This is a genomic window from Bradyrhizobium huanghuaihaiense (genome assembly GCF_025200885.1).
Taxonomy (GTDB): Bacteria; Pseudomonadota; Alphaproteobacteria; order Rhizobiales; family Xanthobacteraceae; genus Bradyrhizobium; species Bradyrhizobium huanghuaihaiense.
The window spans coordinates 1,873,844-1,894,246 of record NZ_CP104172.1 but is presented as its reverse complement, the minus strand read 5'-3'; the positions used below and the strand labels follow the sequence as shown (position 1 = coordinate 1,894,246).

Here is a 20,403-nt window from a genome sequence, read left to right as displayed (position 1 = left end):
TTGATGGATCGAATCTTGATGGGTCGAGTCCTGGCGGTTCAGCCCTCGCGCGGTTTCAAGGCGCGGATGTATTTGACGATCTGATCGATCTGGGCGTCGGTGAACGCGCCGTCGAATGCCGGCATCGCCCCCTGCTTGCCGTGCTTGATGCGGTCGCGAATGAAGTCGTCGTCGCGCGGCGAGTTCATCAGTTGCGGTCCCTTGCCGGCTGCCCGGCCACCGTTGGAGTGACAAAAGCCGCAAGTTCCCGCGAACACCTGCTCGACCTCGATCGTCCCGTTCTCGGGCGCCGGCGTGGCGGATTGTGCTTGAGCCATCACAGCGCACAGCAACGAGGCGGCCAGTGCCGCCGGAACCGTTTTCAAATGCAATCTCAACACGTCCGCTCCATTCCTGAATCACGCCGCCGCTTCGATCCACCGGGGAGCGGGCTTGCGCCCGCTTCCCGACGAACGTTTACGGCAGACTATTTCAGGCTGAAGACGATGAGCGCGCCGTCGTCACGCGGCATGCTCTTGTAGGCGCCGCCGAAGTTCGGCGCATACTCGTCCGCCAGCATGCCGCCGAAGCCCGCGGTCACGGCGATATATTGCTTGCCGCCGGCGGAGTAGCTGACGATGCCGCCCTGGTGGCCGGTGCCATTGTTGTGCTTCCACAGCTCGGCCCCTGTTTCGGCATCGTAGGCGTGAAGGACGCCGCGGGAATCAGGCACGAACACCAGATTGCCGGCGGTCGACAGCACGCTCCCGAGCGGCGGCTCGGGGTAGCGAACCTCCCATTTCTTTGCCCCCGTGATGGGGTCGCGCGCGTCGAGGTGTCCATAGATCTCACCGCCCGGAGGCGGCACCATCTTGAAATCGGCGCCGATGTTGAGCTGAACCTGCGGCGCGGTGACCGGCGTCGTCTTCTGGATATCGAGCGTCATGCACCATTCCTGGCCGATCTTGTAGTAGAGACCGGTCTTCGGGCTGTACGAGCCGGCATTCCAGCTGATGCCGCCGCCGATGAACGGACACAGCGGCGGTTCGGTGACCTTCCCGACCGGGAAATCGCGACGGCCGATCAACGCGCCGGTCTTGGGATCGATATCCTTGACGAAGTTGATGTTCTCGACCAGCCGCCAGACGTTCTTCACGCCGAGATTGCGGTCGTAGACGAAGACGAAGCCGCCCTTGTTCGGATGAACCACGTATTTCTGGCCGTCTCGCTCGAGCATCACGAATTCGCCGACGGCGCTGTCGAAGTCCCAGGCATCGTGCGGCAGCTCCTGATGGTAGGATTTCAGCTTTCCGGTATCGATATCGAGAGCGATCACTGAACTCGTATAGAGATTGTCGCCGGGACGCGCCCCTTGCGTCTTGTAGTCGGCGCCCGACCAGTCGTAGAGCGGCGCCGGGTTGGCGGTGCCCCACAGGATGGTGTTGGTCTCGGAATCGTAGGTGCCCGGCATCCAGCCGCCACCGCCGCCGGTGCGCCAGGAATCGTTGCCCCAGGTCTTCATGGCCTCGTCCGTGCCCGCGACCGTCAGGAACTCCCATTTCTTCTTTCCAGTGGTGGCATCGACCGCGAAGATCGGGCCGCGGCCCGGCCATTCGCCGCCTTGCGAGCCGATGATCACACTCCCCTTCGCGTAAAGCGGCGCTCCGGTGAAGCCGACCGTGAGCTTCTGCGAGTCGATCAGCCTGGTCTCCCAGAGGACCTTGCCGGTCTTCGCATCGAGCCCGAAGAGACGACCATCCATCGTGCCGACGAAGACCTTGCCTTCGCCGAGAGCTACGCCGCGGTTGTAGGGAGAGTGGGTCTGGCGGCTGATGAGCGCCTCATCCAGCTCCGGAAAGAACGACCAGATCACCTCGCCCGTCGCGCCGTTCAGCGCGAAGACACGGCTGTAGGAACCCGAGTAGTACAGCACACCGTCGGCCGCGAGCGGCATCGACTGCAGTCCGCGCGTCGATCGTCCTGGAATGTGCATCCAGGCGACGCCCAGATTGCCGACGTTGTTCGCGTTGATCTGCGCGAGCGGGCTGTAATGGTGGGATTTGTATGAACCGTGATAGGTGAGCCAGTCGTTCTGACCGGCGCCCTCGATGCGGGCCGTATCCACGGTTTGGGCCAACGCCGCCGACGCCGCAAATGCCGCAACGGCGAGAACAGGTAAGCCCGAGTTGAGCCACTGCTTCCTCATATGCACTTCCTCCCGCTTGATGTTTATTGATTGCGTCTCGTGAACGCCGCTGCGAGGAATGTTTGCAGTTCAGTATGCGTCGATTGTCCTCCACCGGACATGAGTTGCAAACAAATGCCCCTTCTCTCGGCGCTTGTCGCCAAGGGAGCCACGTTCACTGCCGTGATTGCTGTCGCACGTCTGCTTGCACAGCGTACGACGGATCACAGAACGTGCAAAGACGGAATGCGCGCGAGGGGCGAATTGGCGCGGGGCGAATTGAAACGACAGCAGCGCTGACCGTTCGATCGCCATCGGACTGAAACGGCTATCCGTAAAGCACCCGCGGCAGGATCGTGACGCTGCCGGGCCAGAGCGTCAGCAGCGGCACGAAGCCGATCGATCCGTTGGCATCAACGCGCATACCCGTAAAGCTTGATTGCGTTGGCCGAGGACACGAGACCGCTCGCGACGTCGTCGTTGACGGCCGCACGGTCGCGTTCGGTCGGTGCGCCGATGCCCGCGCCGCCGGGCGTCATCACGACCAGCCGGTCGTCCGGCGGCACCTGTTGAAAACCTTTTCCACGCAGCTTCTTGCCGGACTTGAGGCCGACATAGCCGGCCTCGCCATTCCGGCCGCCATCGCGGCCGCGTGGCGGATGATCGATGCGATCGAACGCCGCGAGAATATCGAACGGAGCATCGACGCCGCTGCCGACCTCGATGATCTGACCGAGGCCGCCGCGGGTGCGCCCTGCTCCACCGGAATCCGGACGCAGCTCCTTGCGCCAGAAGATCAGCGGCGTCTGCGTCTCCGCGATCTCGACCGGCGTGCCGCGCACACCGCTTGGGTAAGCGGTGGCGGAGAGGCCGTCCTTGCCGAAGCGCGCGCCGGTGCCGCCGTTGGAGGTGACCGCCATCGAGAACCCGTAATTGCCGCCGGCGCCCGAGCGGGTCTGGCCGCGGACGACGAGATTCCAAAGGCACGAAGTACCCTCCGCCGGCACGCGCTCCGGAATGATCTGGCGCAGGCAGCCGAACACGACGTCGGGCAGCATCTGGCCGATGATGTGGCGCGAGGCGACCGGTGCCGGTTTCGGCGCATTGAGGATCGCGCCAGGGGGAGCCGACACCGTCAACGGCGCGAGCGAGCCGGCATTGTTGGGGATCTGCGAGGCGACGACGCAGCCGAGGCCGAACACGGTGTAGGCCGTGGTGTAGGACAGCGGCACGTTGATGCCGAATTTCGACGCGGCCGACGTGCCGTCGAAATCGACGTGAATCCCCTGCTCCGAGATCGTCAGCGTCGCGGCCAGCGTGACCGGCGCATCATAGCCGTCCACGACCATGGTGTTGCGCCAGCTGCCCTTCGGCAGCTTTGCGATCTCGGCCAGCACCGCCTCGCGCGAGCGGTCGCAGATGTAGTCGCCGAGCTCGTCGAGCGTGTCGATGCCGAACTCGGTCATCATCTCGACCAGGCGCTCGCAGCCGACGTCGTTGCAGCCGGCGAGCGAGTAGGTGTCGCCTTCGGTGTCGATCGGCAGCCGCGTGTTGGTGCGGATCATCGCCATCAGCGTCTCGTTGACGACGCCCTGGTCGATCAGCTTCAGCATGGGGATGTAGAGCCCCTCCATGAACACGTCGGTAGCGTCAGGCCCGAAGCCGATGCCGCCGATGTCCATGAGATGGCTGGTGCAGGAGAACAGCGCGACGACCTTGCCGTCCTTGAAGCAGGGCGTGGTCACGACGAAGTCGTTGAGATGGCCGGTGCCCATCCAGGGATCATTGGTGATGTAAGCGTCGCCTTCCTTCATCGTTTCCAGCGGGAAGCGGTTGATGAAGTGCTTGACCGATTCCGCCATCGAGTTGACGTGACCGGGCGTGCCGGTCACCGCCTGCGCCAGCATCCGCCCCCTGAGGTCGAACACGCCGGCCGAGAGGTCGCCGCATTCGCGCACGATCGGGCTGAAGGCAGTTCGGAGCAGCACCTGCGCCTGCTCCTCGACCACGGCGATCAGCCGGTGCCACATGATCTGAAGGTCGATCAGGCTCGCGCCGCTTGCCTTGCTCATGATCAAGCCGCCTTTCGTTCCATGACGATGCTGCCGGCACCGTCGATATGCGCGTCAAAACTGGTGGAGACGAAGGTGGACGTCTCGTCTTCCGCGATCACGGCGGGGCCCGCGATGGTCGCCCCCGGCGCCATGTCCTCGCGGCGATAAAGCGGGATCTCGATGACCTCGCCTGCGCGGCCGTCGAAGAATTTTCGGCTGCCGACAGCCTTGGCCGCGGGCTTGCGCGCAACGGCCGCAACCGCGGAAGGATTGCGCGCGTCGGTGGTTGCGAGCACCGACCAGCTCAAGACCTCGATCGCCGCGCCCGGGATCGGACGCTCGAACATCGCGGAATAATCCGTCTCGAACTTCTGGCGCAGGCCGGCGAGATCGGCCGAGGTCAGCGGCCGGTTCGGCAGCTCGACGGTAATCTCATGGCCCTGACCGACGTAGCGCATGAAGGCCGCGCGGCGTTCGCGCACCGGCGCACCGGCTGCACCGGGCTCGACCAGCGCACGCGCCTCGGTCGCCATCTCCTGAAGCAAATCGGAGACGGCCTTGGTGTCGAAATCGTCGAGCCGGACGTGACGGCTACGCACCAGCTCGTAGGCGATGGGCGCCGCCAAGAATCCGACCGCCGAGCCGACGCCGGCATTCGACGGCACGATCACGCGGGAGACACCGATCTTCTCGGCGACGCGCGCCGCATGCAGCGGCGCGGCGCCGCCGAAGGCGATCAGCGTATGCTGACCGACGATCTCGCCACGCTCGACGGCGTGCACGCGCGCCGCGCTCGCCATGTTCTCGCAGACGACCTCGTGCACGGCATAGGCCGCGGTCTCCGCCGATAGGCCCAGCGCCTCACCGACATCGCGCAGCAGCGCCTGCTTCGACAGCTCCGGGTCGAGCTTGATCGTGCCGCCCGCAAACGCGTCGGGATCGATCATGCCGAGCGCGACGTCCGCATCCGTCACCGCCGGACGCTGGCCGCCGCGGCCGTAACAGGCGGGGCCAGGCTCCGACGAGGCGCTCTCCGGACCCACGGTGACGCGCTTCATCGCGTCGACATGCGCGATCGAGCCGCCGCCCGCACCGATCTCGACCATCTCGATCACCGGGATGCGCACCGGCAGGCCCGAGCCCTTGAGGAAGCGCGCGGCACGGTCGACCTCGAACACGCGCGAGGTCTCCGGCTGGTATTTTTCGATCAGGCAGATTTTTGCCGTGGTGCCCCCCATGTCGAAGGAGAGCACCTTGCTCTCCCCCAACCGTGCCGCGATCTGCGCCGCGAAGATGGCGCCGCCGGCCGGGCCGGATTCGACGAGACGCACCGGAAAGCGCCGCGCCGTCTCGATCGAGGTGACGCCGCCGCCTGACGTGACGAGATAGATCGCACCGCGAAACTGCTCGACCTGCAAGGCATCGGCCATGCGGGCGAGATAGCCGTCGATCAACGGCTGCACATAGGCGTTCGCGACCGCCGTGGAGGTGCGCTCATATTCGCGGATCTCCGGACACACGGCCGATGACACCGTCACCGAAATGCCGGGCATCTCTTCTGCAATGATCGCGGCGGCGCGGCGCTCATGCTCGGGATTGGCATAGGAGTGCAGGAAGGCGATCGCGACGCTCTCGACGCCCAGCTGACGCAATTTCGGCGCGAGTGCGCGCACTGCCGTCTCGTCGAGCGGGAGGCGGACGGCGCCATGGGCGTCGATGCGTTCGGGCACGGTGAAGCGGAGGCTGCGCGGTGCCAGCGGCTTCGGCTTGTCGATGCTGAGATCGTACTGGTCGTAACGGCTCTCGGTGCCGATATCGAGCACGTCGCGAAAACCGTCGGTCGCGATCAGCGCCGTCTTGGCGCCGCGGCGCTCGATGATCGCGTTGGTCGCGAGCGTGGTGCCGTGAATGAAGACGTCGATGTCGCTGATATGCGCGCGCGCATCGGCAAGAATAAGGCGCATACCGTCCAGCACGGCCTGCTCGGGGCGCTGCGGCGTGGTCAGCACCTTGCGCGTCTTGCGCGCCTCGCCCACGTCCAGCACGATGTCGGTGAACGTGCCACCGATATCCACGGCAAGCCGCACCTCGGCTCCCTCAAGCATTCCAAATTCTCCGTGCTGATCGTCAAGACTGGGGTCCAAAAACGCAGCAATTTTCATACCAGCAGGAGCGCGTTTGGTGAAGCCGCCGGGGCGGGCTTGCGTGGCACCTATGCAGCATTGCCAGCCGCGCTTTGGGCGTCCCCGACAGGTCAGGGTCGGTCATGCGACCGGCCCTGACAACATCGCTCATGAACGGTTCGGCAACCCGCGCATGAATTCGACGAGCGCGGCGCTGACCTCGCTCGGACGCTCCTGCTGTGTCCAGTGGCCGCAGCCGGGAAGCATCTGCACCTTCCGCAGGCCGGGAACGAGCGTCTTCAGATTTGCGAGCAGCTGGTCCGTCCCGGGAGAAGACAGCAGGAAGTCGCGATCACCCGCCATGTAGAGCGCGGGGATCGTGACCTGGAGGCCCGCCAAGGCACCTGTGATTTCCCAATTGCGATCGAGATTGCGGTAATAGTTCAGCGCGCCGCGAAAGCCGGTTCGCCTGAACTCCTCACCGTAATGGTCGATGTCGCGCTCGCTGATCCAGGATGGCAGGGTTGCCGGCGCACTTGGTCCCCGCAGGAAGCCGCCGCCCTTCGGGACCATCGCTAGGTTCGGCGTCGTTCCGCCGGCCGCACGGCTCGCTGCTACACCGTCACCGGACGCGCCGAACAGCATGTTGCGTAGCGTCGCACGCGGATCGCGGCCGAGCTCGGCCTCCGCGGGCCCCGGCTCCTGGAAATAGAGCTGGTAGAACTGCGCGGTCTCCGTGCGCGGCATGAGACTGGTCGGTGACGCCTTGGCGCGGGGCCGGAACGGGACGCTGAGCGCAGCGATGGCCCTGAAGCGATCGGGCCGCGTGAGCGCCGCCTGCCAGGCAACGCTGGCGCCCCAATCATGCCCGACGATGACAGCGGTCGGCGCGCCCAATGCGTCGAGAATGCCGACCATGTCACCGACGAGATGCAGGATCGTATATTGGTCGATCGCCGGCGGTGCATCGCTCCTGCCATAGCCCCGCATGTCGGGAGCGACGACGCGGAAGCCGGCCGCAGCAAGATCGTCGATCTGGTGCCGCCAGGAATACCACGTCTCAGGAAAACCGTGGACCAGCAACACCAGCGGCCCTTCGCCCCGTTCGGCAATGTTGATGCGGAGTCCGTTCGCTTCGATCATTCGTTGTGTGATCCCAGTCATTTTCTCATCCCGTTCCGCACTCGCTGCAAAGGCGTTTGATGACACCGCGGGTGGCATCGCCTGCAAAGCGATCGGAGCCAAAGCCGCACCCAGAAACCGTCGTCTGTCCATGAGCATTCCTCCGGTCAGGCCGTCGGCTTCGCGGCGGGCGCCAGCAACTCGGACTGCCGCTCGCGAACGAATTGCTCGAACGTCTTCGGCGCCGCACCGCCGATCTCCTCGATGGTATCGGTGACGGCGAAACGCGCGGTCTCGGCCGAAAGCCGGGCGGCCCGTAGCGACTTCCAGAGCGAGGACAGATGCTCGACCGCGTGCGCGTTCCAGCCGCGCGACAGAACCTCGTCGCGCCATGCTTCGTCGCTGATCTCTTCGTAGTGGACGTCCCTGTCGAAGACGTGCGCGAACGCTCGGACGATGTCGCCCACGGAATTGACGCTCCCGATGATGGGATACGCGGATCCCGCAGCTTGCGCGGGACCCGCGAGCAGACCGACGGCGACCCGCGCCACGTCCTCGGCCGAGATCAACGGCAGGATGGTGCCTTCGTCGCCGAGCGGCAGGCGGATGGCACCGCGTTCCGGCAGGTTGGCGCCGACAAGACGCGCCACGTTCTCGTAGAACACCGTGGCCCGCAGATGCAGCGGCCCGACGCTGGCCCATTCGAAGACCTGTTCCGACAGATAGTTCTGCCGCATGCGCGGTGTCGGCGCATCGAGCGACGACTGGTACATCACGAGATTGACGAGCCGGGAAACGCCATGTCGGCGCGCCGCAAACGCGACCGCGGCGGTTGCTTCCGCCAGTCCGTCCTGGACGGGATAGGCAAAATAGACCGACGAGACACCCTTGACTGCCAGTTCGACGGACCGGACGTCGAGGAAATCGCCGACGAAGATCTCAGCGCCGAGCGACTTCAACCGGTCGGAACGGCTGTCGATTTGACGCACGAATGCACGGACGTGATGACCCTGCCGAAGCAGCATTTCGGACACATGCCGGCCAGTCTGGCCCTGGGTGCCGCCTGCCGCGGCGGTCACGAGGATTATCTCTGCCATCGTCTCGATCCTTTCCCGTTTCACTTCGCTGTGGTACGATACGGTACCAGGCGAGGATCGATATGGTACCGACTGGTACCGAGTCAAGGGGAAGCAAGGAGAAGATTGCGTCCATGAGTCCGAAGACAGAGCCGCCCGAGCAAGACGCTGAAGGCCTTGAAGTCCGGAAGCGGATCCTGGGCGCAGCGCTTTCCGCGTTCATGGAGGGCGGCTACGCGCAGACCAGCACCCTGGAGATCGCGACGCGCGCACGCGTGTCAAAGCGCGAGCTCTACTCCCTGTTCGGCAACAAGGAGGCGATGCTGGTCGCCTGCATCACCGAGCGCGCTCAGCGGATCAAGGCTCCGGCAGACCTGCCGGCGATCCACGACCGAGAGATGCTGGCGAAGGTGCTCACCGCGTTCGGAATGAAGCTTCTGACGGAAACGACCGACCCGGTCGTCGTCGCCGTGTTCCGGCTGGCGATATCCGAAGCCGTCAATGCACCAAAGGTCGCGCATGCGCTGGACAGCATCGCCCGCAAGCCCACTCGCGATTCGCTGCGGACGATCATGGCGAACGCCAGATCGACGGATCTCGTCGCCGGCGATCCTGAAGCAATGGCCCAGACCTTCCTGGGTCTGTTATGGGGAGACCTGATGACGGGTCTGCTGTTGGAGGCCATCAATCGCCCAAGCAGCAGCGAGATCGCGCGGCGCGCGAGCGAGGCGTCAACGGCGTTCCTGAAGCTCTATCCGCAGTCCGGCTAACCGCCCCGTTTCAGAGCAGGAATGCAAGCGCCGCTTCGCAGCGCTCCTCGACTTTCAGCGTCAGAAGATCGTCGGCGCGGGTGCGACCGAGATTGACCGCGGCGATCGGAATCTGCCGTTTCGCCGCCGCCTGCACGAAGCGGAATCCGGAATAGACCATCAATGACGAGCCGACGATCAGCATGGCGTCGGCCTGCGCCAGGTGATCCTGCGCCGTGGCGACGACGTCGCGCGGCACGTTCTCGCCGAAGAACACCACGTCGGGCTTGAGGATGCCGCCGCAGGCTTCGCAAGGAGGCACCCTGAACGACGAGAACTCCGCGTGCTCCAGATCGGCGTCGCCATCAGGCGCATCCGCGGCATCGAGCGTCAGCCACTCCGCGTTCATGCGCCCCAGCGTGTCCTGGAATTCGCTCCGCGGCGTCTTCGTCCCGCAGCCCATGCAGCGGACGAGATCGAGCCGGCCATGCAGGTCGATGACCTGCCGGTGGCCGGCGGATTGATGCAGCCGGTCGACATTCTGGGTCAGCAGCATGCCGCAGCGCCCGCCCGCCTCGAGCCGGGCCAGCGCACGGTGCGCATCATTCGGCTTCGCCTGGCCGAACCGCCGCCAGCCGACCAGGCTGCGCGCCCAATAGCGCTGGCGCGTGTGCTCGTCCGACATGAAGGCCTGGAAATTGACCGGCTGGGTCCGCTTCCAGTTGCCATGACTATCTCGGTAGTCGGGAATGCCCGAATTGGTGCTGCAGCCGGCGCCGGTCAGCACGAACAGATTTCCGTGCCGACCGATGAAATCCTGAAGGGGAGCGTTTGCCAGCGGAGCATTTGTCATGGCGCAGATGTAGTCTGCGCCGGCGGATTCTGCCAGATGCCGCGGGGATCCCGCCTGCGGCGAACCGAGCTAGCTCGCCCAGTTCTCGCGAAACTCCGGAAACAGCGTGATACCTCCGCAAGCGTAGATGGTCTGCCCGGTGATGTAACTGGCGTCATCCGAGGCGAGGAAGGCGAACACGGCGGCGATCTCTTCCGGCGTGCCGACACGGCCCATGGGAATGTGGCTGGTGACGACGCCGCGCTTTTCGGGATCACCGGTCCAGGCTGCGTTGATCGGCGTGTCGATCGCGCCGGGACCGACCGCATTGACGCGGATGCCGCGGCCGGCGAACTCCAGCGCCAGCGTCCGCGTCAGACCGGCCATGCCACTCTTGCTGATGGAATAAGCGAGATAGCCCGGCTTCGGGATGATCTGGTGGACGCTGGAGCAGTTGATGATGCTGCCGCCTCCGCCGCGCGCGACGAAGTGCGCCAGCGCCTTCTGCGCACAGAGCACGGCGCCGTTCAGATTGACGTCGATGATGCGGCGATAGGTTTCGACGTCGAGCGCATCGCTCGGGGATTCCCGTTGGAAGCCGGCATTGTTGACGAGACAGTCGAGACGCTTGAAGCGCGCAAGAACCGTCTCGAACATCGCGGCGATCTCCTGCGCGTTGCCAACATCGGCCTTGACGATGACATGATCGAGCCTGCCGTGGCCGCGGTCGCTCGATGCCGTCCGCGCAAGGGCGAGCGTCTCCTCGGCCTTCTCAGGATGATCGAAATAGTTGATGGCGACGGTCGCGCCTTCCTGCGCCAGCCGGATGGCGACGGCGCGGCCGATACCTTGCGAGGCGCCGGTCACCAGCGCGTGTTGGCCGACGAGGCGCGAAGGAAAGGAAGTTGAGCGTTCGATTTGCGGCATGTGTTGTCTCCGGAATGCCTCATCATGGATGGAACCGGCGTTTTGTTCCATCCCTTCGGCGCATTGCTGGGATTCATTCGGCGCGGCACGCCAGCGGCGAGGTCAGGATCTGATACAGGATGATGGCGCCGAAGGTCGCGGTGCCGATGCCGCCGATGGTGAATGCACCGAATTTGAGCGTGAGGTCGCCCGCGCCTGCGGTCAGGGCCACGGCGACGGTGATCAGGTTCGCCGGGTTTGCGAAGTCGACCTTGTTCTCGACCCAGATCCGGCCCGCCATCGCCGCGATCAAGCCGAACAGCACGATTGAGAGGCCGCCGATGACGGGGCCCGGGATCGACAGGATCAGCGCGCCGAATTTCGGCGAGAAGCCGAGCAGGATCGACACTGTGGCCGCGAAAGCAAACAGCAGGGTCGAATAGACCTTCGTTGCCGCCATGACGCCGATATTCTCGGCATAGGTGGTAACGCCGGTGCCGCCGCCGCAGGCCGCCACGATCGTCGCGAGGCTGTCGGCAAACAGAGCGCGACCGAGATAAGCATCGAGGCTGCGGCCCGTCATGGCGCCGACGGCCTTGATGTGCCCGAGATTCTCGGCGACGAGGATGACCGCGACCGGCGCGATCAGAAAGATCGCATCGGCCTGGAAGGTCGGCGTGGTGAATTTCGGCAGGCCGAGCCACGCCGCGGCCGAAAGCTGGGTGAAGTCGATCGGCTTGCCGAAGCCGAGGCCGTTCGCGAAGAGAAAATACAAAAGATATCCGCCGATCGCCCCGAGGATGATCGGCAGCCGGCGCCACAGGCCTGGCGCTGCAACGGCAACCACGCCGATGATCAGAATGGTCGCAAGCCCGATCCAGGTGTCGAACGCATTGGCGCTCACCGCCTTGACCGCGACCGGCGCGAGGTTGAGACCGATCGCGGCGACCACGGCGCCGGTGACGGCCGGCGGCATCAGCCGCTCAACCCAGCCGACGCCCGACCACATCACGATCAGCGCAATCGCGCCGTAGAGCACCCCGGCCCCGACGATGCCGCCGAGCGCAACGGAGATGTTCGGGTTCGGCCCCTGCCCGGCATAGCCCGTGGCGGCAAGGACGACGGCGATGAAGGCGAAGCTCGAGCCGAGATAGCTCGGCACGCGCCCGGCGACGATGACGAAGAAGATCAGCGTGCCGACGCCGGAGAACAGGACCGCGACATTGGGATCGAATCCCATCAGCAGCGGCGCGATGATCGTCGCGCCCGACATCGCGACGCAATGCTGCAGACCGGAGATGATGGTCTGGCCCCACGACAGCCGCTCCTCCGGCATGATCACGCCCGAGGTCTTGAGTTTCCAGCGCGGAAAATAGCCTTGCGTCTGCTCGTCCGAGCCTGTCGTGGTTGTCATATTCCCCCCGTTGCGGTGCAGCGATCGATGTTCGTGCGATCCGACAAAAATGTGATTGTCGCTTCTGCGGCGGCCATCACATGATGCGAGTCATGCAAGATTCAAATCTTGCAAAATCAATGTGTTCCGGGGCTCATCATATGACACAGATTGCGATCCAGCCAGCCGTCCATCGCCGGCACCAGCCCTGGTACAAGATCCTCTACGTCCAGGTGCTGATCGCGATCGTGCTCGGCGTGCTCATCGGCTATTTCTATCCCGATCTCGGCAAGGCCTTGAAGCCGCTCGGCGACGGCTTCATCGCGCTGATCAAGATGATGATCGCGCCAGTGATCTTCTGCACCGTGGTGCACGGCATCTCCTCGATGGGCGACCTCAAGCGGGTCGGCAGGGTCGGGCTGAAGTCGCTGATCTACTTCGAAACAGTCTCGACCGTCGCGCTCGCGGTTGGCCTCCTGGTCGGCGAGGTTCTCCAGCCCGGACACGGCTTCAACATCGATCCAGCCACGATCGACCCGAAGTCGGTGGCGACCTACGTCACCCAGGCCAAGGAGCAAGGCATCGTCGCCCATCTGATGGCGATCATTCCCGACAGCTATCTTGGCGCGATCGCACGCGGCGACCTGCTCCAGGTACTGCTGATCTCGATCCTGTCGGGCTTCGCCATCGCTTTCCTCGGCAAGGCCGGCGAGCCCATTGCGGAGGCGATCGACAAGGCGGCGAAGATGTTCTTCGGCATCATCCGCATCATCGTGCGCGTGGCGCCGATCGGCGCCTTCGGCGCGATGGCGTTCACCGTCGGCGCCTATGGCCTCGGCTCGCTGCTCAACCTCGCCGCCCTCATCGGCACGTTCTATCTCACCAGCATCCTGTTCGTGCTGATCGTGTTGGGTGCGATCGCCCGGCTCGCCGGCTTCTCGATCCTGCGCTTCATCGCCTACATCAAGGACGAGCTCCTGATCGTGCTCGGCACCTCGTCCTCGGAGACGGTGCTGCCGCAGATGATCCAGAAGATGGAGCATCTCGGCGCCTCGCGCTCGGTGGTCGGTCTCGTGATCCCGACCGGCTACAGCTTCAACCTCGACGGCACCAACATCTACATGACGCTGGCGACGCTGTTCCTGGCACAGGCGACCAACACGCATCTGACCATCTGGCAGGAGCTCGGCATTTTGGGTATCGCCATGATCACCTCGAAGGGCGCCTCGGGCGTGACCGGCGCCGGCTTCATCACGCTCGCCGCGACGCTGTCGATCGTGCCTGATATCCCGATCCAGTCGATCGCGATCCTGGTCGGCATCGACAAGTTCATGAGCGAATGCCGCGCGCTGACCAATCTCATCGGCAATGGCGTCGCCTGCGTCGTCATCAGCATCTCCGAAGGTGAGCTCGACCGCGACGCGCTGCACGAGACCATGGCGCATCCGCTGGAGATCGGTGAGGCGCTGGAACCGGGCGGCGGCGCTTCTTAACCTCTCCCGCCCTTCCGCGGGGAGAGGTCGGAGCGCACCGGCGATGCGACGCATCGTCCGGCGCGATCCGGGTGAGGGGCAGGGCACGTCGCCACTCCGGGCAAGCGTCCATCCGACTCGCAAGGACAGTTGCCTCGCAACCAAGACTGAGTTCGCGGAGGCGGCCCCTCACCCCACCCTCTCCCCGTAAGAACGGGGAGAGGGAGTGAGACAGTAGGCCCAGTCTCCGACCGCGGTAGTTTCCCGGAGTAGAAATTTGATGCGGCGCGCGTCACAACAGTGGCGTTGGGATCACTGATTGATACTCATTTCTTTCCACCCGACGCGCTGGGGGCAGGGCGTCGGGTTTTTATTGTTCGACTAACGGGCGTTTGGAATCACGTTCGCCGGTGAGATCGAATCGCCGCGTAATGCCGATCGCCTGCAGGAATGCCTCGTCATGACTGACGACAAGCAACGCGCCCTCATAAGCTCTCAAGCCTGATTCAACGGCCTCGATGGACTCGATGTCCAGATGATTGGTCGGCTCGTCCAGGATCAGCAGAGACGGCGGCATTGGCCCGCCCAGCACACAGGCAAGGCCGGCGCGAAGCATCTGCCCGCCACTGAGATGTCCGACTTCTTGCAAGGCAGCATCGGCGCGAAACATGAACCGCGCCAGCGCGGCATGGCATTCATTCGCGCCCGCCTTCGGGTTGAGACGCCGGAAGTTTTCCAGGATCGAGATCGCGGGATCGAGCAGGCTGACCTTCTGGTCGAACAACGCGAAGTCCGGCCTGACTCTCACGGTGCCCGAGAGCGGGCGCAGCTCGCCCGCGACGAGTTTCAGCAGCGTCGTCTTGCCGGAACCGTTCGGGCCAACCAGCGCGACCCGTTCCGGCCCGACAATCGCAAGCGAAAGATCGCGCAAGACCGGCCGCTCCGGCCGATAGCCGGCGCTGATCCGGTCCAGTGAAAGCACCTCCCTGCCCGCCGGCAGGACAGCCGCGGGCAACTTGACCGACAGCGGCTGGAGAATCTCGATGCGTCGGCGCGCCGTGTCGACAGCCTCGAGAGCCTCCGCGCGCCGCCGCTCGGCGATCAGTGCGGCCTTGCCGCCAGTGTCTTCGCTGCGATCCCTGCGCGCGCCGGCGAGGATGCGCGGCATGTCGCCCTTCGCACGCTTCTTCCGGCCGCCGCTGTCCTTGCGCGCCTTCCTCTCTGCGGCCTCCTGCGCCTTGCCGTCAATCTCGGACAGGCGCTTCTCGGCATGCGCGAGGTCGTGCCTCACGGCCGCCAGCTCGACGGCCTTCTGTGCGCGATAACTGCTCCAATTGCCGCCGTATCGCGTGACGCCGAGCGACGTCAGCTCGACGATCGCATCCATCGTTTCGAGCAGATCCCGATCATGGCTGACGACGATCGCTCCGCCGCGCCAGGCGCCGAGGAGATCGGCCACGGCCTTGCGCCCGTCCCGGTCGAGATTGTTGGTAGGCTCGTCGAGCAGGAGGAAGTCCGGCTCGGCGAACACCAGTGCCGCGAGGCGAACCCGTGTGATCTGGCCGCCGGACAGGCAGGAGAGCTCCGTGTCCGGGGCAAGATCGAACCCGGCGCGCGCCAGAGCGGTTTCCAGTCGCGCTTCGAGCGTCCAGTCGATCGCAGCGATGTCGTCAGCGGAGGCATCGCCCCGCTCGGCGCGGCGCAACAGCTCCAGCGCTGGCCGCACGCCGAACAGATCGGCCACGGTCGCGCCCGCGAGCACCTGCACGTCCTGGCGCAGCAGGCCGATGGTGCCGTTGACCAGAACGCGCCCGGATTGGGGGACATGTTCCCCCGAGATCGACGCAAGCAACGTCGTTTTCCCGACGCCGTTGCGGCCGACGAGACCAATCCGCTCGGCAGCGAATGTCAGATCGATGTTGGAGAGAAGAGGACGGCCGTCAGGCGTGGACAGCGACAGGTTCGACAGGATGATTGAAGCAGGCATGGAATTCCCCGTGGGCAAGGCGGATGAGCGTTGCGGTCGGGGTGAAATCCATGGCTGCGAATATCCTGGTTGAGGAACTCCCTAAGTAGTCCCATCGAAGGGCGAGATCAAGGCGCGGGGACAACGGCGCGGAGACCGCCGTCGTCCTTCGTCGGCCTTTCGCGATCAGCCCTTGAGCGCGGTGACGACCACCTCGATCAGCGCGCCGCCTCCGAGATCGCCGACGCCGACGGTGGCGCGGGTCGGCAGATTGTCGCCGAAGAACTCGGTCCAGGCCGCGTCCATCTCCTTCTTCTTGGAGAGGTCGGTGACGAAGATCGAGGCGCTGACGACGCGGCTCTTGTCGGTGCCGGCTTCCTTCAGATAGCCGGCGATCTTGCCGAGGATGTTGCGGGTCTGGTCGCCCATCGAGACCGAGGTGTCGTCGGCGATGGTGCCGCCGACGAAGACGAAGCCGTTGGCTTCGACCGCGCGGTGCATGATGGGCGTGCGGATGCTGCGGGTGATGCTCATGAAATCCTCTTATTGCTAGAGCGTGGAAGGATGGAAGCGGTCGATGCCGAGATCGCTGACGCGGGTCTGGGTGCCGCCATTGACGATGAGCTCGGCCATGACCGCGCCGGCACCGGGGCCGAGCTGGAAGCCGTGCAGCGAGAAGCCGAACTGGTGATAGAGGCCCCTGTGGCGCGAGCTCGGCCCGAACACGGGGATGTCGTCCTTCATCTTCGCCTCGATGCCGGCCCAGGCGCGGACGATGGTGGCGCTGCGCATCACCGGGAACAGCTCGAACACGGTCTGCGCGCTGGTCGCAAGGCTCTTCCAGTCCAGCACCGTCTCGTTGCGGTCCTGATAGGGCTTTGCGAGATGGCCGCCGCCGATCAACACGGTGCCGTTCTTGAACTGCTTGAAGGAGAGTTTTCGCCCGCGCAGGATCACGACGGGATCGATGAAGTGCGGCACGCGCGAGGTGATCATCAGCATCGGTGCCACGGTCTCGACCGGCACCGGCTCGCCGAGATCAGCCGCGATCTTGCCGGCCCAGGCGCCGGCGGCATTGACCAGCACCGGCGCGGCAAAGGTTTCAGTGCCGACATCGACATACCAGAGGCCGTCGCTGTAGCGGATGTTGTGGGCCGCCACGCCCTCGCGCACGGTGGCGCCGAGCTGCTGGGCCTTGCGGCGGAATGCCGTCGTCGTCTGCGCCGGATTGGCCGCGCCGTCGCGGCGCGAGACCACGCCGCCGGGACAGGTCTCGGCCACCGCCGGCACCAGCCGGCGCAATTCGGTTGCGTCGATCAGCTCTTCATGGGTGAAGCCGAGTGCATTGAGCTCGGCGACGCGCGCGCGGCAGACGGCAAGCTCCTCCTCGTCCTCGGCGACCAGCACCTGGCCGTGGCTCTCGAAGCTGCAATCGTCGTCGAGGAGATCGTTGATCTTCTCCCAGATCCCCATCGAGCGGATCGACAGCGGGATCTCCGGAATGTGCCGCGCGAGCTGGCGCACGCCACCGGCGTTGACACCGGAGGCATGGCGGCCGGCATAGTCCTTCTCGATCAGCACCGGTTTCAGGCCGGCGAGGCACAGATGCAACGTGGTCGAGCACCCGTGGATGCCGCCACCAATGACGATCGCATCCACGTTCTTGCTCATCCGCGCACCACGGCCTTGACGTCGGCCTCGCTCTTCGGAACGGCGGCGAGCTCGGCGAGCGTGATCGGCTTCACCGGCGCGCGCAGCCGGTAATAGCCGATCTCCTGCGGGGTCTTGCCGCGTGCCTGCGCCATCAGCTCGGTGACGGTGAGGCCGCAGAGCCGGCCCTGGCACGGGCCCATGCCGGTGCGGCGATAGGCCTTGAGCTGGTTCGGCCCGGTCGCGCCGATCGCGACGGAATCCAGAACGTCCTTTGCCGTCACTTCCTCGCAGCGGCAGACGATGGTATCGCCCGAGGGAATACGGAACTGCGGCGCCGGCCGGAACAGCGTATCGAGGAACAGGCGACCACGCTCGGCCTTGGCGAGATCGGAGCGGAGCGTTGCCATTGCGGGAAGTTTTGCGGCAGACGCGGGCGCGAGTGCGTCCACCGCGGCGCGCGCGGCAATGCGACCGCGCACCACGGCAGCATTGGCACCGCCGATGCCGGCGCCGTCGCCGGCGATCGCGATGCCGGCGACCGAGGAATTGCCGCTCGCGTCCAGCACCGGCGACCAGCACAATTGCAGATCATCCCAGCGATGCTCGATGCCGGCCGCCATCGCCAGGTTGACGTTGGGCACGACACCCTGATGCAGCAGCAAGAGATCGGTGGGAATGGTCTCGCGCTTGCCGCCGGCAACATAGCTGACGCTCGCGAGCTGACCGTCGCCGGATGCGGCAAGCTCGGTGACGCCCGACACGACCTGCACTTTCGCCTTCACCTCGCGCATCATCGACAGGCCCTTGGCGAAATAGGGCGAGGTCAGGAACGCGAAGGCGTGCGGTAGCGCGGCGAAATAATTGCCGCGTTCAGTCGTGTCGAGAATGCGATCGATGCGGCCGCCGAGACGCAGGATCTGCGCGGCGAGCAGCCAGAGCAGCGGGCCCTGCCCCGCGATCACCGTGCGTCCATCCGGCACCAGCGCCGAGGACTTCAGCATGGTCTGCGCCGCGCCAGCGGTCATCACGCCCGGCAGCGTCCAGCCGGGAATCGGGAACGGCCGCTCCAGCGCGCCGGTCGCGAGGATCACGCGCTTCGCCTTGACGAAGGCGGAGGCGCCGCCGATCGAGACGGCGATATCGAGATTGCGGTCGAGGCTCCAGACCGTCGCACGATGGATCACTTCCGCATTGCTCGCGCGCAGCGACTGCACCAGATCAGCTCCGACCCAATAATCGGCGCCGAGCTGATTGCGCTCGGTCACGGGTGTCGATGCGATCGCGCGGAACACCTGGCCGCCGGGGCCGATATTCTCGTCGAGCAGCAGCGTGGACAGGCCGGCTTCGGCGGAGGTCGCGGCGGCGGCAAGGCCAGCGGGGCCTGCACCAATCACCACGACGTCGTAATCTTCGCGTTTGGGAGCCACAGTCATCTTCCGATCTCCCGCTTGCCCTTCTGAATCTCGATCTGCATGCCCTCGGCGACAGGCACGAGGCAGCCCTGCCGGTTGCCGACGCCATCGATGGTGACGAGGCAGTCGAAGCACACGCCCATCATGCAATAAGGCAGACGCGGCGCGCCGCTCACCGCGGTGGAACGACGAGCGTCCTGACCGGATGCCAAAAGCGCGGCGGAGACGGTGTCGCCCTGGCGCGCCGCGACGGCAACGCCGTCGACGAAGATCTGCACCTGTGGCCGCTTGTCCTGTTCGGATCGTCTAAACATGGGGATGCCTCTTGGCTCCTTAAAAATCTCTAATACCCGCTGCTGTTGGCAGCGCCCGCGCCGCCAAAGCGGCTGGCCGAGAACGCACCGACCAGCTCGGGCTCGAGCGCGCCCTGCGCCACCATGCGCGCGATCTCGAAAGCGTGGTTGGAGGCGAGCGTCACGCCGGAATGGCAGCAGGCGACGAAGGCGCCGGGATGCGTCTCCGACTGGTCGTAGATCGGAAAGCCGTCCTGCGGCATGACGCGGATGCCGGACCAGCTCCTGACCACGTTGAGTCGCGACAGATGCGGGAACATCCGCTGCGCGCGATCAGCCATCACGCCGCTGATCGAAGGCTTCAGCGTGCGATCATCCAGCTCATCCTCCTTGCTGTCGCCGATCATCACCGTGCCCTCGTCGGTCTGGCGGATCGTGGTCAGGGGATGCGGCAGGAACGGCATGGTGCGCTCGGTCACGACGACCTGGCCGCGGGTCGGCCCCATCGGCGCATAGAGACCGACCATCGGCGCCAGCGTCTGGTTGGCATTGCCGGCGGCAAGCACGACCTTGGCGGCACGCAGCTCGCCCTCGGGCGTGGTCAGGCGGAATTCGCCGCCGCTCTTGCTGAGCGCCGAGACCGGACGCTCCGGAAAATAGTCGATGCCGAACGCCTTGAAGCCGGTGTGGAACGCGCGGAACGTGCGCAGCGAATTGACGTGGCCGTCGAGCGGACAATAGCTGCCGCCGGAGACCTCGGGCCCGATCAGCGGCAGCGCCTTCTTGATCTCGGAGGGCCGCAGCATCTCCATCTTGTAGTCGGCAGCGCCGGATTGATTGTGCATGCGCTTGACCAGCTCGGTGCGCTGGCCGAATTCGTCCTCGCCGAGCGTGAGATGGAAGCCGCCATTCTGCTGAAGGGAAACATCGAGCCCCGTCTGCTGCTTCAGCTCGGAGGCAAGCCGGCCCCACGCCTGCGACGCCTGCACGGTCCAGACCGTGTAGGCCGGCATGCCCAGGCCCTTGCTCTGCACCCACACCAGCGCAAAATTCGCGCGCGAGGCGCGCTTGGTGATGTCGCCTTCGTCGAACACGGCAACCTTCTTGCCGAGGCGGCCGAGGCCCCAGGCAATGGCGGAGCCGAGCAGTCCGCCGCCGACGACGGCGACGTCGTAGTCTCCTGACATA

17 protein-coding genes are annotated in these 20,403 nt (G+C 65.3%); 2 read left to right on the top strand and 15 right to left on the bottom strand.

Annotated features, from left to right (window positions below; all coding sequences use genetic code 11):
• Positions 1-38: 38 nt before the first annotated feature.
• The 6 genes from N2603_RS08920 to N2603_RS08895 form a co-directional block, all read right to left on the bottom strand.
• Positions 39-317, bottom strand: coding sequence for a c-type cytochrome (locus N2603_RS08920; protein WP_080648026.1), 279 nt, complete (start codon positions 315-317; stop codon positions 39-41).
• Positions 318-466: 149 nt separating this feature from the next.
• On the bottom strand, positions 467-2,185 hold the full coding sequence (locus N2603_RS08915; RefSeq protein WP_260388442.1) for a pyrroloquinoline quinone-dependent dehydrogenase: 1,719 nt from the start codon (positions 2,183-2,185) through the stop codon (positions 467-469).
• Between the two features lie 392 nt (positions 2,186-2,577).
• Positions 2,578-4,236: a hydantoinase B/oxoprolinase family protein gene (locus N2603_RS08910; RefSeq protein ID WP_260388441.1), complete on the bottom strand. Its 1,659-nt coding sequence runs from the start codon at positions 4,234-4,236 to the stop codon at positions 2,578-2,580.
• Between the two features lie 2 nt (positions 4,237-4,238).
• A complete protein-coding gene (locus tag N2603_RS08905) occupies positions 4,239-6,323 on the bottom strand; it encodes a hydantoinase/oxoprolinase family protein (protein WP_260388440.1) in 2,085 nt (694 codons plus the stop codon).
• A gap of 186 nt (positions 6,324-6,509) precedes the next feature.
• Positions 6,510-7,505, bottom strand: a complete 996-nt coding sequence (locus N2603_RS08900; protein WP_260388439.1) for an alpha/beta fold hydrolase — start codon at positions 7,503-7,505, stop codon at positions 6,510-6,512.
• A gap of 125 nt (positions 7,506-7,630) precedes the next feature.
• Positions 7,631-8,560, bottom strand: coding sequence for an NmrA family NAD(P)-binding protein (locus N2603_RS08895; RefSeq protein WP_260388438.1), 930 nt, complete (start codon positions 8,558-8,560; stop codon positions 7,631-7,633).
• Between the two features lie 113 nt (positions 8,561-8,673).
• Between N2603_RS08895 and N2603_RS08890 the strand changes: the two genes are divergently transcribed.
• The gene (locus N2603_RS08890; protein WP_260388437.1) at positions 8,674-9,309 is read left to right on the top strand and encodes a TetR/AcrR family transcriptional regulator; all 636 of its coding nucleotides are present in this window, start codon (positions 8,674-8,676) and stop codon (positions 9,307-9,309) included.
• Positions 9,310-9,319: 10 nt separating this feature from the next.
• On the opposite strand, the gene N2603_RS08885 is transcribed toward N2603_RS08890, so the two are convergent.
• The 3 genes from N2603_RS08885 to N2603_RS08875 all read right to left on the bottom strand — a co-directional run bounded on the left by N2603_RS08885 (position 9,320) and on the right by N2603_RS08875 (position 12,440).
• Positions 9,320-10,141 carry an NAD-dependent protein deacetylase gene (locus tag N2603_RS08885; RefSeq protein ID WP_260388436.1) on the bottom strand — a complete coding sequence of 274 codons (822 nt, stop codon included), beginning with the start codon at positions 10,139-10,141 and terminating at the stop codon, positions 9,320-9,322.
• Between the two features lie 69 nt (positions 10,142-10,210).
• Entirely contained in the window at positions 10,211-11,047 is an 837-nt protein-coding gene (locus tag N2603_RS08880; RefSeq protein WP_260388435.1) for an SDR family oxidoreductase, read from the bottom strand.
• A gap of 73 nt (positions 11,048-11,120) precedes the next feature.
• The gene (locus N2603_RS08875) at positions 11,121-12,440 is read right to left on the bottom strand and encodes a uracil-xanthine permease family protein (RefSeq protein ID WP_260388434.1); all 1,320 of its coding nucleotides are present in this window, start codon (positions 12,438-12,440) and stop codon (positions 11,121-11,123) included.
• Between the two features lie 140 nt (positions 12,441-12,580).
• On the opposite strand from N2603_RS08875, the gene N2603_RS08870 reads away from it, so the two are divergent.
• Complete coding sequence (locus tag N2603_RS08870) at positions 12,581-13,912, top strand: dicarboxylate/amino acid:cation symporter (protein ID WP_260388433.1); 1,332 nt, start codon at positions 12,581-12,583, stop codon at positions 13,910-13,912.
• A gap of 349 nt (positions 13,913-14,261) precedes the next feature.
• Here N2603_RS08870 and N2603_RS08865 read toward each other — a convergent pair whose 3' ends face one another.
• The 6 genes from N2603_RS08865 to N2603_RS08840 form a co-directional block, all read right to left on the bottom strand.
• Positions 14,262-15,878: an ABC-F family ATP-binding cassette domain-containing protein gene (locus N2603_RS08865; protein WP_260388432.1), complete on the bottom strand. Its 1,617-nt coding sequence runs from the start codon at positions 15,876-15,878 to the stop codon at positions 14,262-14,264.
• A gap of 165 nt (positions 15,879-16,043) precedes the next feature.
• Positions 16,044-16,391, bottom strand: coding sequence for a RidA family protein (locus N2603_RS08860; RefSeq protein ID WP_260388431.1), 348 nt, complete (start codon positions 16,389-16,391; stop codon positions 16,044-16,046).
• A 15-nt stretch (positions 16,392-16,406) separates the two neighbouring features.
• Positions 16,407-17,528, bottom strand: coding sequence for an NAD(P)/FAD-dependent oxidoreductase (locus tag N2603_RS08855; RefSeq protein ID WP_260388430.1), 1,122 nt, complete (start codon positions 17,526-17,528; stop codon positions 16,407-16,409).
• Entirely contained in the window at positions 17,525-18,943 is a 1,419-nt protein-coding gene (locus N2603_RS08850; protein WP_260388429.1) for an FAD/NAD(P)-dependent oxidoreductase, read from the bottom strand. Before N2603_RS08850 ends, N2603_RS08855 begins: the two co-directional genes overlap by 4 nt.
• The gene (locus N2603_RS08845) at positions 18,940-19,236 is read right to left on the bottom strand and encodes a (2Fe-2S)-binding protein (protein ID WP_018641635.1); all 297 of its coding nucleotides are present in this window, start codon (positions 19,234-19,236) and stop codon (positions 18,940-18,942) included. Before N2603_RS08845 ends, N2603_RS08850 begins: the two co-directional genes overlap by 4 nt.
• Positions 19,237-19,265: 29 nt before the next feature.
• Positions 19,266-20,402, bottom strand: a complete 1,137-nt coding sequence (locus N2603_RS08840; protein WP_260388428.1) for an NAD(P)/FAD-dependent oxidoreductase — start codon at positions 20,400-20,402, stop codon at positions 19,266-19,268.
• Position 20,403 lies beyond the last annotated feature (1 nt).

What these genes read in the sequence shown, in the direction of transcription:
- N2603_RS08875 (WP_260388434.1), bottom strand. Translation starts at nt 12,440, where the DNA reads ATGACAACCACGACAGGCTCGGACGAGCAGACGCAAGGCTATTTTCCG.
- N2603_RS08910 (WP_260388441.1), bottom strand. Translation starts at nt 4,236, where the DNA reads ATGAGCAAGGCAAGCGGCGCGAGCCTGATCGACCTTCAGATCATGTGG.
- N2603_RS08890 (WP_260388437.1), top strand. Translation starts at nt 8,674, where the DNA reads ATGAGTCCGAAGACAGAGCCGCCCGAGCAAGACGCTGAAGGCCTTGAA.
- N2603_RS08840 (WP_260388428.1), bottom strand. Translation starts at nt 20,402, where the DNA reads ATGTCAGGAGACTACGACGTCGCCGTCGTCGGCGGCGGACTGCTCGGC.
- N2603_RS08880 (WP_260388435.1), bottom strand. Translation starts at nt 11,047, where the DNA reads ATGCCGCAAATCGAACGCTCAACTTCCTTTCCTTCGCGCCTCGTCGGC.
- N2603_RS08900 (WP_260388439.1), bottom strand. Translation starts at nt 7,505, where the DNA reads ATGACTGGGATCACACAACGAATGATCGAAGCGAACGGACTCCGCATC.
- N2603_RS08845 (WP_018641635.1), bottom strand. Translation starts at nt 19,236, where the DNA reads ATGTTTAGACGATCCGAACAGGACAAGCGGCCACAGGTGCAGATCTTC.
- N2603_RS08865 (WP_260388432.1), bottom strand. Translation starts at nt 15,878, where the DNA reads ATGCCTGCTTCAATCATCCTGTCGAACCTGTCGCTGTCCACGCCTGAC.
- N2603_RS08850 (WP_260388429.1), bottom strand. Translation starts at nt 18,943, where the DNA reads ATGACTGTGGCTCCCAAACGCGAAGATTACGACGTCGTGGTGATTGGT.
- N2603_RS08885 (WP_260388436.1), bottom strand. Translation starts at nt 10,141, where the DNA reads ATGACAAATGCTCCGCTGGCAAACGCTCCCCTTCAGGATTTCATCGGT.
- N2603_RS08920 (WP_080648026.1), bottom strand. Translation starts at nt 317, where the DNA reads ATGGCTCAAGCACAATCCGCCACGCCGGCGCCCGAGAACGGGACGATC.
- N2603_RS08870 (WP_260388433.1), top strand. Translation starts at nt 12,581, where the DNA reads ATGACACAGATTGCGATCCAGCCAGCCGTCCATCGCCGGCACCAGCCC.
- N2603_RS08915 (WP_260388442.1), bottom strand. Translation starts at nt 2,185, where the DNA reads ATGAGGAAGCAGTGGCTCAACTCGGGCTTACCTGTTCTCGCCGTTGCG.
- N2603_RS08905 (WP_260388440.1), bottom strand. Translation starts at nt 6,323, where the DNA reads ATGCTTGAGGGAGCCGAGGTGCGGCTTGCCGTGGATATCGGTGGCACG.
- N2603_RS08855 (WP_260388430.1), bottom strand. Translation starts at nt 17,528, where the DNA reads ATGAGCAAGAACGTGGATGCGATCGTCATTGGTGGCGGCATCCACGGG.
- N2603_RS08860 (WP_260388431.1), bottom strand. Translation starts at nt 16,391, where the DNA reads ATGAGCATCACCCGCAGCATCCGCACGCCCATCATGCACCGCGCGGTC.
- N2603_RS08895 (WP_260388438.1), bottom strand. Translation starts at nt 8,560, where the DNA reads ATGGCAGAGATAATCCTCGTGACCGCCGCGGCAGGCGGCACCCAGGGC.